Origin of the sequence: Phaeodactylibacter xiamenensis (assembly GCF_965229835.1) — a bacterium.
GTDB classification, from domain to species: domain Bacteria; phylum Bacteroidota; class Bacteroidia; order Chitinophagales; family Saprospiraceae; genus Phaeodactylibacter; species Phaeodactylibacter xiamenensis.
This window is the reverse complement of record NZ_OZ245931.1, coordinates 4262665-4280245: the sequence shown is the minus strand read 5'-3', so window position 1 is coordinate 4280245 and position 17581 is coordinate 4262665. Positions and strand designations below refer to the sequence as shown.

The window sequence follows — 17581 nt, the reverse complement described above, 5'->3', positions numbered from 1 at the left end:
TTTACCTCAATAGCACCACTTCACCGCGGCGCTCCACCGCCACTTCTTCCTGAAGGCAATTGATCACCTTCGCCTGAATCGACCAGGCAAAGACGCCTCCGTTGCGCAAGGTGCCATTCATGACGCCGTCCCAGCCACTGTTCGGGTCGGTGCTTTCAAAAACCTGTACACCCCAGCGGTCGAAGATGCGAAGCCGGTAGTCCAGCACCCCTGCGACTTCATCACTGGTGAAGGCCCGGAACACATCATTGTTGTTGTCACCATTGGGGGAAAATGCGTTCGGTACATACATCCAGTTTTGGCCTTCCATGAGGGGCGGTGCCAGCATAATGCTTTCACTGAAGGTTTCGCAACCGTTGTCAATCTCCAAATCGTAAGTCCCTGCGGTACCGATGACCCGGTCGAGCTCTGCTGAACCGTCTGACCAGGTGAACGCCAGGTCAGGGGTTTCCCCGGAAGTAATATCAACGGTGACGATGGATTCCGGATTTTCACAGCTTAGGGTATCCCAGCGTACCATTACTGCCAGAGGTTCAAAGGCTTCTACAAGGCCATTGAAGGTCGTTTCGCACCCACTTCCATCAGCGATCGTCACGGTGTAGTTACCTGCGGCCAGCCCTTCAAAGTCAGGTGAAGCCTGCGGGCTGCCCTGACCGATAGCATAGGTGTAGGGCGGATTGGGCGCGCTGACCAGATTTACTGAGAGCGTGCCGGTTTCCTCGTTGGGACAGGCCGCCTCGGTTGAGATACCCGCCATCACGTCGGGCGATAGTTCTACGCTCAGGTTCACGATAGAGTCACAACCCGCCTCACTGATGAGCATGACCGTTCCGGATTCCCCGGGCAGCAGTTCTTCGCCATGGAAGAAATAGGTTTCGCCATCGCAGATTCGCACGGATTGTTCTGTAGTAACCGGTTCGAGTAAGGCAACTTGTATCTGTAGCACCGAGTCGCAACCGGCACTGCTGCTGAGGATGATTTCATTCAGGCCTTCATTCAGTGCCATCCCGTCGTGCTCGAGTATTTCACCTTCGCAGAAAGAGAGGTCAAAGGCATTCGTGAACACCTCAAGTTCCTCCACCAGCACATTGACCGTAGAATCGCAGCCATCGGTATTGGTGAAGTGGAAAACGTCCTGACTACCAGCGGCTATTTCCACTCCGTTATAAGTAATACTGCTGCCCTCACAGGCTGAAAAGGTGAGCGTGGTGTCGCTCTCCGTCGGGCAGTTGATGCGGATGAGCCAGTCTGTCACGACGACCTGATCACAGCCCACAAGCGTGGTGTCTGTATTGATCCAAACCGCTTCCAGGAAGCCCTCAAGATTAGCAGTATCCACGGCGAGGGTGTAGTCTTCATTGGAGGGCTGATCGATAAAGCCATAGCCGCCATCCTGTGTGGAGGTGCTCTGATCCAGTATGCTGCCATTCTGTAGCAGCAGGATATCAATACCGCTCATGAGGGTATCCGGCGCATCGATGATTCCGTTGTCATTCACATCAAAGTAAACCTCCCCGGCAAAGCTGCCGAACCCATCGAACAGTTCGAGGCTGAGCGGGTCAGACTGCAGCACACAGCCATTGGTGCCCACCATTTCCAGGTAGTAATCGCCGGCATCCTCCACGATCAGTTCGGGCATCGTACCCTCCGGCGGTGCCACCGGGCTGCCATTGAAGTACCACTGATAGCTCGCTACATTGGGAATGTCGGGCAGGCAAATCGTGTCCGGGCGGCAGCGGGTGTAGCAGCCGTTTGGTACACGGGCAATATCCGGCCCGGGGAGCAATTCAAAAGCTTCGCTTACCTGTGTGCAGCCTTCTGCATTGGTGGCCGTCACGGTGTATTCGCCCCCTTCGGAGACTTCAATAGCCGGACCTGTTTCCCCCGTGCTCCAGACATAAGTCAGCCCGGGCAGCGGAGCGTCCACGGATAGGGTCGCCATCGTGCCCTCACAAATGGGCGCAGGCTGATCCGCCAGTATGACCGGCACATCGGGCAGTGGGTGCACAATGACTTCGAGTATAGCAACTGCCGAGCAGCCTGTGGCCCCATCCACCGCAGTGACTTCAAAGGTATAATTGCCCGCATCGAGCAGGTTGTCCTTGTCTTCGGAAAATTCGATAGCCGGGCCGTTCTGACCGGTACTCCAGGTGTAGGCATAACCAGGGTACAGTTCGCTATTAGGCACTTCGAGGAAAACACCCTCCCCCTGACAGGTACTGTAGCTTTCGTAGTAATAGGCCGTAGCCTGCCCGTACTCGTCGTAGTCGGTAGCCCGGATATCCACAAGTGGGGCGGGCGTAATGCCTACGTTTGCTGCGGGCGGCTCGTAGGTGCAGCCATTGGCGTCGGTGACGGTAAGTTCATAAATGCCTTCTTCGGTGAGCGTGAGCGATTCGGTGTCCGCTCCGGTACTCCACTGCCAGCTGATGCCACCACCGGGCGATTCGGCATTGATCTCCACACCTTCACAGACAGGCGGTATGGGGTCCAGCGTAATGTCACCACTCAGGTTGTTTGGGCTAATGGTGACATTTTGGGAAAAGGATTGTATACAACCCTCAATGTTGGTCGCCGACAGGGTCACTTCATAAGTGCCCGGCAATTCATAACGGTGGTAAGCCTCGCGGCGCTGAGAGGTGTTAGCGGCACCACTGCCCGGGTCGCCAAAGTCCCATTCGTAAAGGGCGAAGCCTCCGGCGGGCACTTCAAAAGCGGTGGGGCTGCTGGCACAATTGGTCTCGGGCGAATCGAAGGCTACCGGCGGAGGGGCTACTACTGATACCGTTTTCGTGGTACTGCTTGTACACCCGCTGATTGTCGTAATCGTCAACGTGACCAGATAATCGCCAGTCGCACTGAAGACGTGAGTAGGATTGACCTGCGTAGAGGTATTATCCGCCCCACTGCCCGGATCACCGAAGTCCCACGACCAGCCGACAATGCCTGAGGAGGGCAGGAAGGTGGACAAATCTTCAAATGCCGTAGGGCTGTTGGCACAGGCCGGTGCCACATGAAAATCAGCCAGCGCTTCCACCGAGTCTACTGCGGAAAAACGGCAGGTCAGGGTTGTCCCGGGATCGTCAGGGTTGGGAAAGCTGCCGGAAAGCACTACCCGGTAATAGCCCACTTCCTGATGCTCAATGGTGGGGTTCTCATCGTTGCTGGCATCGGTCTGAACGCCGTCCCGGAAGAAGAAACGCCAGTAAGCGGTACCTGGCAGCATATCTCCAGACTGATTGGTGTATAGCTTCGTTTCGCACTCGTCACCATCGGTGATTTCGAAGCCCATATCCACACCTGAGCAGGAAGGGCCGGGCGGGTTACCACAGATGACATCGTTGCAGTTCTCCTCTACCTCAAAGGGCGCACTGAGGAAGGTACAGCCATTTTGATCTGTAATACCGACCGTGTAGATGCCGAATTCAGTCGCGGTATACTCCGGCGCATCTGTGCCCACGGGCGCCCCATCCTGAAACCACTGATAGGAAAACCCTGCTGAGGAAGCCTGAGCAACGAGGCGGGTGGAAGGGAGCAGATTGCAGAAAATCCAGGGATCGGGGGTGGAAATACTCACCTCGGAGCTGGGATAGGGCTCGATTTGGAAGGTCTCTGTACCTTCACAGCCAAACTCATTGGTCACCACCAAAGCGTAGCTGCCGGGTGCCAACTCAGGCGTCATGCCGGTAGCCACCGCCACATCATTGGTATTGTACCAAGTGTAGGAGTTGAAGCCCGGAGCCGCGGAGACGGGGGCTGCTTCATTGGGGCAGAAAAAGGCAGGCGCGGCAACGGTAGGCTGTGGCAGGGCGTGTACTTCAACGTCAAAAACAGCAGTTTCGGCGCAGACCGCAGCTTGTACCTGTACGTTGCCCACTTCGTGCCAGAGGATATCCACCGTGCTTTCATCCGATTCAGAAACAATGGTTCCGGCCGTAGCAGGAATGATGGTCCATTCATAGTCGAGGTGCTCCGCGTCGGTCGCTGTGAAGGTACTGATGCCGTCAAAGCAGGCATTAGGGTCACCGCTGACCTCCAAATTGTTGAAAGCTTCGGCAGCTAAGCTGACCAGAGAAGAAGCACAAGGCGGGCCCACCATATTGACCTGTACCACGCTCAGCTCGTAGGGCGGTGCAGCGCCCCAAGTTACGTTGATCGTTTCGCCCATGCGGGTGGTGAGTATGCCCCCGTTGTTGACGGTCCATTCCAGCGCGACATTATCGCCAACCGGGGTGGCACTGTAGGTTGTTGTGGCTCCCGGGCAAATCACGGTATTGCCAGCGATGGCATCCACCGGATCGGGTGGGGGCAGCACCTGCACCCGGCGGGTCGCTTCGGGCGTACAGGATGAATTGGGACTGCCTGGCTCTGCGGTGAGCAGATAAAATCCAGGCGCTACGTTCATAGGAATTTCCACAGAAGCGGTACTGCCCAAGGACTGCCAAATCACTGCATTCGCTGCATCCGTCAACCGCCAAATGGCAGGGATAGGATTACCGGTATTGGCCTGAATGGCATCGTAGGTGGCAGGAGTATTGGGGCATACCTCGATTGGGCCGCTCAGATAAAAGGCCGGCTGAATCTCGACCTCCAGCTCAGCACTGCCTCCGCAGCCCAGGTAGCAGTTATCAAAAGTTACGCTGACGGTTTGCGTGGGTGCAGGGATGGTGTTCAGCCATTCCACCTCGATTTCATGCGTGCCCTGCCCGGAAACGATGCTGCCGAAGTTGGTCACATCCCACTCAAAACTGACGCCTTCGTAGGCCGGTATGCTGTAAACTGCCCGGCTGCCGGGGCAGACCAAAGCTGGCCCTTCCACCTCTGCCTGATCGGAAATAACTGGTACCACCAGGGTTGCCGGCACCGGGCAATTGGTGCCCGGGCAATCTTCCGTTAGCAGCTCTACGGTACCCTCGGGGCCCGTTTCCCACAGCACACTAATATAGTCATCGGCGGTACCGCCTCCGTCCACAATAACACCGCCCTCACTGACCGACCACAGGAAGGTACTACAGTCACTCTGAGCGGTATAGGTGCCGAGCATACCTTCGCAGACCGTACCCACGCAGTCGACAATTGGTGTTTCTGTTTCCTCAACGTTTATGGTGAGCAGGGTTGTGTCATTGCAGGCGCAAAAGCGGGAAGCGATCAGCATCAGCTCGTAGGTGCCCGCCTCCGGGTAGGTATAATCGACTTCTCCACCGGTAGCGGTAACGCCATTGCCAAAGTCCCAGTACAAGCTATCGGCATCTTCGCCGGTGTACTCCAGGTACAGAGGCTGACCCTGGCACAGCGTCACCGTTCCTTCTGCGGCTTCCGGCACACTACTGACCGCACTTTCCGGAGGAGATACGACGTTCACGCAAGTGTAGCCCTGCGCGTCACAAAAGAAGGGCGGCTCATTGACGATACCGCTTTGATAGATGGAGTAAATACCCGGCTGAGCCCAGGCCACTTCGATGATGTTGTCTTCAATCGTGGTATAATCTGCAGGTTGACCAGTGTTCTCGTTGAATACAGACCAGCTGGAGCTAAGGCTGTCCAAACCACTGATGCCAGAAGAATATCGGATGGTGCTGCCCACACAAGCCTGCTGACAGACCACGTAGTTGCTGTCCACCAGAATGGGCTCCTGAGAAGCCGGGCAATCAGGGGAAGCCTGTATGGTGGGGAAGGGGTCAAACACCAGGTCGAGGCAAAGGGTGCTATCCACTGATATCCCACTCTCTCCGGTAATAGTGACCGAGTAGCAGCCCGGCTGACAGATGGTGATGTTATTCGAGTTTTCGCCGGTATTCCATTGGTAGGTTAATGGTTGCTGCAGCCCTTCTGCTTCAGCATACATAACATAGCAATCAAGGCCACATACAAATGGGCTGGGCTCGAAAAAAACCGTCTGAGCCGACAGGGTGCAGGCACTCAATCCAAGGACGAGTGTAATAACCCGCAGCATAATACTTTTCTTTTTCATACGATGGAGGTGTTTTAGGAGATGAAGACTATGTTGGGATCTCGCCCTTTGAGCTGCATTCGCTTCAAGAGCGAATTCGCTGCATAACCGGAAAATGATCATCTGACCATTAGCAGCTGCTTTCAAAGCCGTTGTGCAAACCTTCACGTACGAAATTAGGCCATCGTTGGGTGGGATATGGCTTTTTTTCTTCGGTTACCCTTTTGGTCTTGTGAATGGGGGCTTTGAGTACGTTAGTCTGCCGATGCCCATTTGTAAAAAGCGACAACGGAATGGTGATCAGAGAGGCGCTCGGTACGGATATCCTGATCGAGGGCCTGCAGGGCAGGGCTGTAGAGTTGGTAGTCGATGCGCAAAGCAGGGATCTTGCCAGCGTAGGTGGTGCCCAGGCCGGTACCGGCTTCCCGGAAGGCGTCTTTCAACCCCTGAGACAACTGCCGGTAGGAATAAGACTGAGGGGTGGCGTTAAAATCGCCGCAGACGAGGACCGGGTGGGGGCTTTTTTGGATTTCTGCTACCACAGCTTCCGTTTGCTCTACACGCCGCTGCTCAGCCCTTTTGAAACGCCCGGCCATGCCTTTGACCTTGTTCCAGGTTTTCTTATCCTGCAGGTTGCCCTCCTTGGCCACTTCATTGGCCATGCCGGAAACGCCGTTGGACTGCAGATGGAGGTTGAAGACCCGGATCAGCTTTCCCTCCACCCTGATGTCGGCCCATTGAAAGCCATTAAAATGCTTGACAAAGTAGTGCGTATGGGTTTCCTCAATAGGGTGGCGGCTAAATATGGCTAAAGCGCCATTAGGGATAGCATGCACGTATTGGAAGCCAGCCTCGTTTCTGAAGTAGTCGATGAAGTAGTTTTTAGGGTAGTAGGTTGGAAATTCCTGCAAGCACAGCACATCAATGCCCTCCGTTGGGAAATACCCGGGCATTTCCTCTGCAGTGTAGCGTTTGCCGGTAGCCGCTTCTTTTCGGAATCCGTAAACGTTGAAGGTTTTTACGGTAAGTGTAGCTTCATTAGCAGGACCGGGCACATTAAGCCCTACGAAACTAGTCAGGTGAGTCCACCCCAGCAGCAAACAGCCCATTGAAAGAAAGGCCTGATACTTGCGGACCGCAGCCCAAAAAACCACAAAGAGCAGATTGGCTAACAGCAACCACGGGAAAGGGAGGGTGAAAAACGAAAGCGGCCAAAAAAACTTTGGGCTTACCCTTGATGCCAGAAAGCAAACTAAGGTGGTCAGCACCAGCAGAATATTCAACCATCTTAGCAGCTTTTGCATAGGGCTTTCGGGGTGTGTTTAGTGCATAGAAGGTATAAGTGCTACCTACGGGAGTCTAGCGCTTGCTGGCATTGAACAGGAATTCTTTTTCTTCCTTCGTCAGACTGTCATAGCCGGAATCTTTGATCTTGTCGAGTATTTTGTCCAGTTTTTCCTGGTAGGCACCGCTGTTTCCTTTATTTGTATCGGAAGCGGCTTGCCCGCGGGGGGAAGTCGTACTGCGCTTACTGTTGGGGTTGCGGTAGACTACTTTTGGGCGTCGGCTCCTGCTTTTGCCGGAGGTTATACGGTCGTAGAAGTCCCGGATACGGTCCAGAATATTATTGACAGGTTCTGAGAAGTCATTGCCGTTGCGCAATTGCGTGACAAAGAGCCAGCCGAAAAATGCACCACCAAGGTGAGCAAAGTGGCCGCCTGTATTGCCTCCGTTAGGAATCAGGATCAGGTCCAGAAATACCAGGACGGCAACGATGTACTTCAGCTTGACATCACCGAGCAGCAAGAGCCGCATGATGTAGTCCGGAGAAATGGTCCCCGCCGCCACCACAATCGCCATGACACCGGCAGAAGCGCCCAGGGCAAAGCGCCCTCCCATGCCGTAGGGCAAAAGGTTGGCAGAAATAAAAAAGACCACAGCTCCCGTCAGCCCGCCCAGCAGATAGAGCGGCAGTATGCGCTGATCGCCAATGAAGTCTCCTACAATACGCCCAAACCAATACAGGAACAACATATTCCAGAGCAAATGCCAGAAGCCCTCGTGAAGGAACATACTGGTAAACATGCCCCAGGGGTGCGTCAGGAAAAACTTCCAGTCGGAAGACATACAAAAGAAGTGCAGTATTGTACTGTACAACTCCGGTACGGACCCACCATTGCCCAAAAAGAGAAACAAGCGGACCAGGTTGATGATGACAAATACCGCAACGTTTATGATGATCAGCTGGGTTATCATGTTCCCCCGGCTGAGTTCTCGTTTAGCATCGTCCCAGATTGACTGTAGCATGCATTATCGGTTCTAAATAATTATTAATATTTGGAGCTGCTTGAGCCCGGGACCCACAAGGTACTAGCTTCTGCTGATTTAGTCCAGTCCCCGGGACTAATCTGACCAGCCTTTAGGCCAAAGTCATAACCTTGAACCAAACTTCCGCCAGTACAGGATGAGCAAAAAGCCAAACAAAGCCCCTCCCAGGTGCGCATAGTGCGCCACACCGGTATTTAAATTGCCGAGCCCCATGAATAGTTCAACCCCCGCGTAAATGAGCACAAAGTACTTTGCCTTAAGCGGTATGGGCGGGAACAGCAGCATGATACGGTTGTCCGGAAATAACATACCGTAACCTACCAAAAGGCCAAAAACTGCACCGGATGCTCCCAGCGAAGGCACATTTGCGGCAAAAACAGACTCTCCAAACCAGTAAATTTCCACGCCTCGTACCAGGGTGTGCAGCAATACAGAGCCGAACCCGGTCAGCAGATAGTAAAACAGGAACCGCTTGGGCCCCCAAACATCTTCCAGTGGCGGGCCAAACATGAACACCGCAAACATATTGAAGAACAAGTGCCCGATATCTGCATGCATAAACATATGCGTCACAATCTGAAACGGCCGAAAATAGTCTGAGGTCGGAAAAAACATCGCTAACCGGTACCTGCCCCAAAGGGCAAAATCGGTTAGCCTCTCATTGACCAGGTCTATGGAGGTCCCGTGAGAGGGGTCTCCCAGCAGCATGCTGCCCAGGTACATCAGGACATTAATGATGAGCAGGTGTTTGACAACTTCCGTTACTCTGAACATAGGCAATAGCGTAGATGATGATTAGGCTGTGAGCAACTAAACAACGCTTTACTGCTCAAATCGTTTGGCCAGTTCTTCCAATTCCATGGTAATGAAGCATCGTTTGCCAGAGGGGCTCAGATAAGGTACTTCGCACCCAAATAGCTGATCAATAAGGGTTTGCATTTCATTGGGCTCCAGCATTTTGCCTTTTTTTATCGCTGCGCTCCGCGCCATGGCCCTTGCAATATTTTCATGAGTGCCCAGGTTGAGCTCCAGGTTGCCCTTGTACTGTTCCAGCAGGGATTCTATGGTTTTGAGGTCGTCCTGCTTACCAGCCAGTTCGGCAGGCACCCCATTGATCACAAAGGTATTGGCTCCGAATTCCTGAATATCGAAACCCAGCTGATTGATCGGCTCCAGGAGTTCCCTGAGCAACGCTGCATCAGCAGGAGGCAGGGAAAGGGTACGTGGGAACAACTGCTTTTGGGTCGTGCTCTTTTGCTGCGACAGTACATGAAGGTACCGCTCGTAAAGGATGCGCTCGTGGGCAGCCTGCTGATCGAGTAGCATTATACCCGATTTAATTTGCGTGAGGATATAACTATTGTGAAGCTGTGTGGGCTTTTTCTTTTCCTGCACCGGCTCGCCCGGTGTACTGCCCTGCTCCTCTTTCCAGTCGCTCTCCAGCGTCAGGGGTTCTTCATGCTCCTGCCCCGGCGTGGCTTCCACTTCGGGTTCGGAATCGAATTCATCCAGCCCCTCGTATACATCCTGCCAGTGCTTGAGGTTGCTCGCGTGGCGGCCCGCATCGGAAGACGCTTCCCCATGGCCGGCAGCCGGGCTGCTCCCGCCTGTTCTTACGTTGCCCGTGCCCGTAGGAGCTTCCGGGCGTGGCCGTATGGGCGCAGGCTGACTGAACGTCGGATCCTGTTCAAAATCGAGGCTCGGCATCACATTGTACTGCCCGAGCGCATGCCGTACAGATACGCGGAGGTAGTTGTACACCAGGCGCTCATCTTCAAATTTGATCTCCTGTTTGGTGGGGTGCACGTTGATGTCTATCCGTTTGGGATCAATATCTATGAAAATAACATAGAGGGGGTAGGTACCCGTCGGCAGCAGTTCTTCGTAAGCCGAGACTACCGCATGGTTCAGGTAGTTGCTTTTGATGTAACGGTTGTTGACGAAAAAGTACTGTTCGCCCCGGGTTTTCTTAGCGAACTCCGGCTTGCCCACGTACCCATTGAGGCGGAGCACCTCCGTTTCTTCGGCTACCGGCACCAGCTTTTTATTGGAATGGCTACCGAAAACGCCAATCAGGCGCTGCCGGAGCTTTCCTCCAGGCAGATGGAAGATTTCACTGCCGTTGTGGTGCAGGGAGAAAAAGATGTCCGCATTTGCAATCGCAATCCGCTGAAACTCGTCATTGATGTGCCGCATTTCCACCGGGTTTGACTTCAGGAAGTTCCGGCGGGCGGGCACATTGAAAAAGAGGTTTTTTATGGAAATCGTAGTCCCCTGCGGGCATTGGCAGGGCTCCTGAGTCTTGATTTCTGAGCCCTCGATGACCAGGCGGGTGCCCAGTTCATCGGAATGGCGGCGAGTCTTGATTTCGACCTGCGCAATAGCCGCGATGGAGGCCAGTGCTTCGCCGCGGAAGCCCATGGTCCGGATGGCGAATAAGTCCTGTGCCGACCGGATCTTAGAGGTCGCGTGCCGCTCGAAAGCCATGCGGGCGTCGGTTTCAGACATGCCGCAGCCGTTGTCAATCACCTGTATCAGCGCTTTTCCGGCATCCTTGATAACCAGCTTTACTTCAGTGGCGCCGGCATCAATGGCATTTTCCATCATCTCCTTCACAGCAGAAGCAGGCCGCTGAATTACTTCTCCAGCCGCAATTTGATTAGCGATAGCATCGGGCAAGAGCTGAATGAGGTCAGCCATATGGGGAACTCCTCGTTTTATTCATCAATGAGCTGCTATTCTCCGATAGCTGCTGCTATTTCGGGCAAATATACGCTGATAAACAGGTAAGAAAAAAGTAACAGCAGTGCGATTACCCCCAGCAAAACCAAATTGGAGCGCTGTACCTGTCGCTGCCGGAAACGGTTGTCTTCCGCTTTCTGATAGCCCCGGCGAAAACTGCCGGACAACCGGGCTTTTATTCCTTCTGCCTCACCGGCTTTCAGCTCTTCCACCCGTTTGAGCCGCTCTTCCAGGTCCTCCTTTTCGGGGTTCCAAAAGCGGGGCTTATACTGGTACTGCTGGTGCCTCGGTAACTTTGAAAATTTAATAAACGCCATAATTACAGTGTGTATTCGTAAGAGCCTGCGGCGGAGCGCAACAAACAAACAGGGTTCACTTATACTCGTATTAGCTGCAGCTCTTTTGGTAAAATACAATAATGTTACTAACAAACCTATTCCGGAAATAGTTATTTGTTACTGATGCAGGGTTCCCTACTTTTGGTGGTTAGCCTCATCGTCAGAATACAGGCATTCAGCTAAAAGAAGTGCGCGCTTATCCTGACTGGCCGTTATTGCACCCTGATTGACCGAACAAACCCAATGCTATGAAGCTCATATGGACTACCTTTCTTTTGACTTTTTCCACTGCCGTACTTTTTGCACAATCCGGGGGGCTATCCGGTAAAGTGACCGGCCCGGACGGTGCGCCGCTTTCCTACGCCAGCATCTTCGTTCAGGAAACGGGCACCGGTACCACTACTAATGAGGAAGGGTACTACGAAATCAGACTGCCCAAAGGCAGCTACCAATTGGTATTTCAGTTTTTGGGCTACAAAACAGTAGCAAAGCCTGTTGTTGTTGGTAACCGGATAGAACTGCTCAACATATCCCTACAGGAGCAGCCCGTACAGTTAGAGGCCGTGGATGTCATGGAAGGCGCTGAAAACCCCGCCTACACTATCATGCGCCGGGCGATTGCGAAAGCCAGCTACCACCGTCAACAGCTCGATGCCTACTCTGCTGAAGTGTACATCAAGGGTAGCGGAAGGCTGAAAAAAATCCCCGGGCTACTTCGCGGGACGCTCGAGAAAGAAGGGCTCGATACTGCCACCGCCTTCACCTCCGAATCCGTGAGCATCGTAGAGTACGAGCGGCCGGCTACCTTCCGTGAGCGTGTCATCTCGGTATACACCAATGGGGACGACCGGTCCACTTCGCCCACCAATTACATCAACGGCAGTTTTTACGAGCCGGAAATCTCGGGTGCTGTTTCTCCGCTTTCGCCCCGTGCATTTGCTTACTACCGCTTTGATCTGGAAGGCTTTTTCATGGACCGGGGCTACGGCATCAATAAGATCAAAGTCACCCCCCGCAGTGCCGGCGATGGCACATTTGAAGGGTACCTTTACATCGTGGAGGACTGGTGGAGCATCTACAGCCTCAATCTGAGCACCCTGCAGCAGGGCATTCGGTTCCAAATCGAGCAAATTTATGCCCCCATTGAAGAAAAAGCCTGGCTGCCTGTCAGTCATAAATTCGACGTGGAGGGGCGGTTCCTCGGTTTTGGCTTTGAATACCGCTACCTCGCTACGGTCAGTAATTATGATATCACTTTAAATCCTGACCTGGATGGCGACTTCACCGTCATTGATGAAAAGCTCAACAAAGAACTGGCCGAACAGCTGAAGGAAAGCCGAAAGGAGGAAGGGGTCGCTACTCCTGAAGAACGCCTGATCGGCGGCGAAGAACTCACCCGGAAAGAACTCCGGAAGCTCATGCGGGAGTACGAACGGCAGGAGCAGCAGGAACAGGACGAACCCGAAGTGGTCGAAAATCGGGAATACATCATTGACTCCACAGCCTACGAAAAAGATTCGGTCTATTGGGCCACTATACGGCCGGTGCCGCTCACAGAAATCGAGGCCCGCAGCTACGAAAAATTAGACAGCATGGCTAAGAAGGAAAAAGCAGAGGAAGAAACAGACTCACTGGCATCCAACAGCAACAGCGGCAAATTTGGCTTTCTGGGCGATATCCTCCTGGGCAGCTCCTATAAAGTGGGGGAAAATCAGTTGGTCTCCCATACGGCACTACTGCCCCGCATCTACTTCAACCCTGTGGAAGGGTTCAGCCTCCACACCGATATCGGTTACGCTTATAAAAAGGACGACCGCCGGTTTTCCGCTATTCTAACGCCCCGCTATGCTTTTGCAAGGCAGAAGTTAACCGGAAAAGCTGCGATTGGTTATTCCTACGGCGACCACTACACTGGCGTCGATGTTGGCCGGTATATCCACCGCTACAACGGCGACCGGCCTATCGGATTTTTCTTCAACACCTATGTCAACCTGTTCACTGACCGCAACTTCATCCGCTTGTATGAGAAGGACTACCTGCGGCTGTCCCACCATCAGCAGTTCAGGGAAAACCTCTCCCTCGACCTCTCGGCAGAGTGGGCCAATCGCTACCAACTCTACAATCAAACCCGGCAGGTATGGATCGACTTCGACGACCGGACTTACGCCTCTAATTTCCCGGTGAGCCGCGAGCTGGGCAGTACCCTGCCAGAAGAAGAGCGCGCCTTTATTCTGAGGGCCACCCTTACCGCACGCCCCTGGCAGAAGTATAAAATTTACAATGGAGAACGGGAAGCCATCCCAAACAGTTCTCCCACGCTGCACCTTACCTACCGGCAGGGGCTGGAAGGCATTGAGGGCAGCCAAACTGACTTTTCTTATCTTGAAATGGGCATTAAGCACCAAATGAATATCGGGGTGCGCGGTCGCCTTGACCTACGTGCAGAAGCGGGCCTGTTCCTCAACAACGACTACGTTGGCTTTGCAGATTACCGTCACTTTACGGGGAATCAGCTCACTCTGACTACCGCTACGCCTGCGGGCAGTTACCGCCGTTTGCCCTACTACGAGTTCAGCACCATGGACCGGTTTGCAGGTGCCTCAGCCCATTATCAGTTCAGAAAGCTATTGGCTACCCAGCTCCTGGAAGTCCGCCTGATGGGCATTAAGGAAAACCTGTTTGCCAATGTGCTGACCACACCGGCTTCCGGCACCTACTATGAGTTTGGGTATTCCCTGGACAACATCCTGCGGTTTTTCCGGGTAGAAGTCGTTGCCGGTTTTGACAATGGAGGCTACCGCGACTGGGGCATACTCGTGGGTATAGCTTCCGGTATTAGCGGCGGTACCTTTAGCATCGGCGACTAAAATACGCACGTTTTAAGCCCGGCCCGTGATAAAAGTCAGGGGCCGGGCTTGATATTTCTCATCCGGAATACCGTGGAAATAATGCTGTTTTGAAAGACAGTACTAAAACCTGATATTATGCAACAGGGCTTGTCTTTCCACAGTATGTTATTAGTAGCTGAGCAGGCGCCATCCACACGTGAAAAAGCCGAATTAGCACCACCTTCGGGCACAAAGCCCGGTGTACCCAAAATGGCCATTGAGGTAGAAGAAGCTATCGAGCTCAAGGGGCAATCCGCCTTATGGCTCTCGATTACTGGTATTATCGCTTTCCTGCTGGGGTTCTTTGCCATAGGCTGGATACTGGCCTTCGCAGGTTTTATAACAGCCGGCACTCAGCTCATTTCACCGGAGCGAGGGCGCTACTGGCCCGCCCGCCTGGCCTTAAGCCTGAGCCTGTTCTTTGTGATCAGCCTGCTGGGGTTCATCTTGTACTACGGTTAAGCCCTTTGCCCTTTCTGACCAAAACCAAAAGCCATGGATACCATCAATAAAATACTTGTACCTACAGACTTTTCCGACACTGCTCTGAATGCGTTCCGCTATGCGCTCATGCTGGCCGGTAAATTCGAAGCGGATATAGAACTGCTGCATGTCATTTATCCGGAATACGAAGCTCTGGACTTACCGGTAATGGCAGCTCAGGCCACCAAGGAGAAAGCCGCTGCAGCCGGTGAAGCCATAAAAGAGTTTGTGGAAATTGGCTTGACACAGATGCACGCCACCGGGCAGCTGTCGGGTGTCCCCAAAATCAACTCTGATGTGGAAATCGGTACGCCTGCCAGCCTGATTGCAGATGTAGCCCGCCGGGACGAAGTGGAGCTCATCGTCATGGGCACCCGCGGCGAGCATAACGCACTGGACCGGTTCTGGGGCAGTGTGACTACCGCTGTTGTAGAGCATACTGACTGCCATGTATGGGTCGTGCCGGAGCATGCCTCCTACCACGATATCAACGTAGCGGGCTTTGCCACCAATTTAGGTGACGCAGACCCGTACCATATCTGGGAGTACGGCAAACTCCTGGCCCCCTTCCATCCTGTACTCCGGTGCGCCCATGTCAATCTGGACAGCTCTGTCGAGAAGACCCTGGACATCGCAGGCTTATCCACGTTTTTTGACAACCACGCGCCCGCCCTGCAGATTAGTTTTCACTCCCTGGAAGGCGCAACCGTTACGGATGGGCTGGAAGACTTCATACAGTCTTTTGAAATCGACGTACTGGCCATGTATGTACCCAAACACAGCTGGTGGGACCGGCTGTTCCGACGAAGCGAAACCAAAAATATGGCTCTGCATTCCAAAATCCCATTGCTCATGCTTAAACATTAAACCGACTTGCACCTGAAACCTTAAAAACCATGCCGGCCCTGGGCCTGCGCATATAAACCCCTGTATCATGGGAGACCTAGCCGTTAAGCCTGCCACAGAGAATCGTGCCGCCTACTTACAAAGTTTGATCAGGGACGTACAGGCACTGGAGCGAATGATCAAAGAAGACCGGTTCGAAAAAGGGCATCAGCGTATTGGTGCCGAACAGGAACTTTGTATGGTCGACACCGCCCGTCAGCCTTCCTCTCTGGCTTTTAGCCTGTTGCCCGACTTGCCGAGGGACTTTACCTTCGAAATCGGGCAGTTCAACCTTGAAGCCAACCTTTCGCCTTATGAGCTCAACAACAGTGCGCTCCAAAAGACCGAAGACCAGCTCCGGGCATTGCTCACAACACTTAAAGAAGTAGGGGCACCACAAGGCATTCAGCCTATTATTACCGGCATCCTCCCTACCATACGCAGACAACACCTTGATCTGGAGCACATGACCCCCCTGGAGCGTTTTGATGTGCTCAATCAGGGGCTGACCCAGCTGCGTGGCGGTGCTTTTGAAATTAATATCCATGGTGCTGATGAGCTGACCACTTCCCTGCCTTCCGTTATGTATGAGGCCGCCAATACCAGTTGGCAATTGCACCTGCAGCTTGATCCCCGGTCTTTCTCAGAAGCATACAACTGGGCACAGTATATCGCTGCGCCAGTACTGGCTGCCACAGCCAATTCCCCACTGCTGTTTGGGCGGGAGCTTTGGCACGAGACCCGTATCGCTCTCTTCCAGCAAAGCATTGATACCCGCCGGTCGGCCAATCAAATCAGGGACCGCCACAACCGCGTCAACTTTGGCAGAGAATGGTTACAGGACTCTCCTGTGCAATTATTCAAAGATAATATCACTCGTTTCCCGCTCATCCTCACCGGTGACATTCAGGAGGATGCTTTGAAAATGCTCGACGAGGGACGTACGCCCAACCTCAGGGCTTTGCGCCTGCACAATGGCACTATTTACAGCTGGAACCGCCCCTGCTACGGCGTAGGCGACGATGGGCAGGCCCACCTGAGGCTGGAAAACCGGTACATTCCGGCCGGGCCTACTATTAAAGACCAAATGGCCAACTTCGCTTTTTGGGTCGGGCTGATGAAAGGGCTGCCCCCTCGATACCTTAATCTGCACGAGACGGTTTCTTTTCAGCATGCCAAGAGCAACTTCTACCGGGCTGCCCGGTCGAGCCTGTATGCTTCCCTTGGCTGGAATGGCAAGCACCGGCCGGTCCGCAGGATTATCCTGGAAGAACTGCTGCCCCTTGCTGCCGAGGGGCTTCAAAGGTGCGGGTTTACGAGCGAACAATCGGCATCCTACCTGTCCATTATTGAGCGGAGGGTTGCGGGGCATGCCAATGGCGCCTGCTGGACCATCAGGAATTTCCGCAACCTCAGAGAACGTTACGGTGCCGGCGTGGCCGTGAGGGAAGTGACTGACGCTATGATTCAGGGGCAGGAGGTTGATATCCCGGTACACGAATGGCCGGATATTGATGCTGCGCAGATCTACGTGTTCAAAAAAGAGACAACGTCCATCGGACGGGTCATGAAAACCGATTTGTACACCCTCAACGAGCAGGAGCCCATTGGGCTGGCCAAAGCTATTATGGAGTGGAAACGGATCCGCCACCTGCCCATTGAAGATGACCACGGCAATCTGAAAGGGCTAGTAACCCGTACCAATCTCGAAGCCGCTGCCGGAGTGGACGATCACGAAGTCGTCAGTGCGATTATGACCCGGGAACTCATCACGGCTACCCAACAGACTACTCTGGAGGAAGCCGCCCGGCTGATGAAGCAGCACCGGATTGGCTGTATGCCCGTAGAGCGGGAAGGGCAGCTTATTGGCCTGCTTACAGATTCCGATTTCAGAGTATTATTTGGCAACCTCTGGTAAATCTATTACCTTAAGACCGGCGCCCGGGCGTCCGGCAACGCAAACGAAA

At 53.7% G+C, this 17581-nt stretch carries 10 protein-coding genes; 4 read left to right on the top strand and 6 right to left on the bottom strand.

Annotated features, from left to right (window positions below; genetic code table 11):
- Position 1: 1 nt before the first annotated feature.
- The 6 genes from ACO08I_RS16275 to ACO08I_RS16250 all read right to left on the bottom strand — a co-directional run bounded on the left by ACO08I_RS16275 (position 2) and on the right by ACO08I_RS16250 (position 11337).
- Complete coding sequence (locus ACO08I_RS16275; RefSeq protein WP_421946492.1) at positions 2-5971, bottom strand: PKD domain-containing protein; 5970 nt, start codon at positions 5969-5971, stop codon at positions 2-4.
- 233 nt (positions 5972-6204) lie between these two features.
- Positions 6205-7254 carry an endonuclease/exonuclease/phosphatase family protein gene (locus tag ACO08I_RS16270; RefSeq protein ID WP_421946491.1) on the bottom strand — a complete coding sequence of 350 codons (1050 nt, stop codon included), beginning with the start codon at positions 7252-7254 and terminating at the stop codon, positions 6205-6207.
- 55 nt (positions 7255-7309) lie between these two features.
- Entirely contained in the window at positions 7310-8257 is a 948-nt protein-coding gene (locus tag ACO08I_RS16265; RefSeq protein WP_282775945.1) for a rhomboid family protein, read from the bottom strand.
- Positions 8258-8380: 123 nt separating this feature from the next.
- Positions 8381-9052, bottom strand: coding sequence for a rhomboid family intramembrane serine protease (locus ACO08I_RS16260; RefSeq protein WP_282775943.1), 672 nt, complete (start codon positions 9050-9052; stop codon positions 8381-8383).
- A gap of 48 nt (positions 9053-9100) precedes the next feature.
- Entirely contained in the window at positions 9101-10978 is a 1878-nt protein-coding gene (gene mutL, locus ACO08I_RS16255; protein WP_421946490.1) for a DNA mismatch repair endonuclease MutL, read from the bottom strand.
- 35 nt (positions 10979-11013) lie between these two features.
- Positions 11014-11337: a hypothetical protein gene (locus ACO08I_RS16250; RefSeq protein WP_282775940.1), complete on the bottom strand. Its 324-nt coding sequence runs from the start codon at positions 11335-11337 to the stop codon at positions 11014-11016.
- Between the two features lie 269 nt (positions 11338-11606).
- Here ACO08I_RS16250 and ACO08I_RS16245 point away from each other — a divergent pair, with 269 nt between their 5' ends.
- The 4 genes from ACO08I_RS16245 to ACO08I_RS16230 all read left to right on the top strand — a co-directional run bounded on the left by ACO08I_RS16245 (position 11607) and on the right by ACO08I_RS16230 (position 17532).
- Positions 11607-14225 carry a DUF5686 family protein gene (locus ACO08I_RS16245; RefSeq protein WP_421946489.1) on the top strand — a complete coding sequence of 873 codons (2619 nt, stop codon included), beginning with the start codon at positions 11607-11609 and terminating at the stop codon, positions 14223-14225.
- 117 nt (positions 14226-14342) lie between these two features.
- Positions 14343-14708 carry a hypothetical protein gene (locus ACO08I_RS16240; protein ID WP_282775936.1) on the top strand — a complete coding sequence of 122 codons (366 nt, stop codon included), beginning with the start codon at positions 14343-14345 and terminating at the stop codon, positions 14706-14708.
- Positions 14709-14741: 33 nt separating this feature from the next.
- Complete coding sequence (locus ACO08I_RS16235) at positions 14742-15596, top strand: universal stress protein (protein ID WP_282775934.1); 855 nt, start codon at positions 14742-14744, stop codon at positions 15594-15596.
- A 67-nt stretch (positions 15597-15663) separates the two neighbouring features.
- The gene (locus ACO08I_RS16230; protein WP_421946488.1) at positions 15664-17532 is read left to right on the top strand and encodes a CBS domain-containing protein; all 1869 of its coding nucleotides are present in this window, start codon (positions 15664-15666) and stop codon (positions 17530-17532) included.
- The last annotated feature ends 49 nt before the right edge of the window (positions 17533-17581 follow it).

Bases quoted from the DNA above. Each gene is read 5' to 3' on its own strand.
- ACO08I_RS16275 (WP_421946492.1), bottom strand. From the start codon at position 5,971: ATGAAAAAGAAAAGTATTATGCTGCGGGTTATTACACTCGTCCTTGGA.
- ACO08I_RS16270 (WP_421946491.1), bottom strand. From the start codon at position 7,254: ATGCAAAAGCTGCTAAGATGGTTGAATATTCTGCTGGTGCTGACCACC.
- ACO08I_RS16265 (WP_282775945.1), bottom strand. From the start codon at position 8,257: ATGCTACAGTCAATCTGGGACGATGCTAAACGAGAACTCAGCCGGGGG.
- ACO08I_RS16260 (WP_282775943.1), bottom strand. From the start codon at position 9,052: ATGTTCAGAGTAACGGAAGTTGTCAAACACCTGCTCATCATTAATGTC.
- mutL (WP_421946490.1), bottom strand. From the start codon at position 10,978: ATGGCTGACCTCATTCAGCTCTTGCCCGATGCTATCGCTAATCAAATT.
- ACO08I_RS16250 (WP_282775940.1), bottom strand. From the start codon at position 11,337: ATGGCGTTTATTAAATTTTCAAAGTTACCGAGGCACCAGCAGTACCAG.
- ACO08I_RS16245 (WP_421946489.1), top strand. From the start codon at position 11,607: ATGAAGCTCATATGGACTACCTTTCTTTTGACTTTTTCCACTGCCGTA.
- ACO08I_RS16240 (WP_282775936.1), top strand. From the start codon at position 14,343: ATGCAACAGGGCTTGTCTTTCCACAGTATGTTATTAGTAGCTGAGCAG.
- ACO08I_RS16235 (WP_282775934.1), top strand. From the start codon at position 14,742: ATGGATACCATCAATAAAATACTTGTACCTACAGACTTTTCCGACACT.
- ACO08I_RS16230 (WP_421946488.1), top strand. From the start codon at position 15,664: ATGGGAGACCTAGCCGTTAAGCCTGCCACAGAGAATCGTGCCGCCTAC.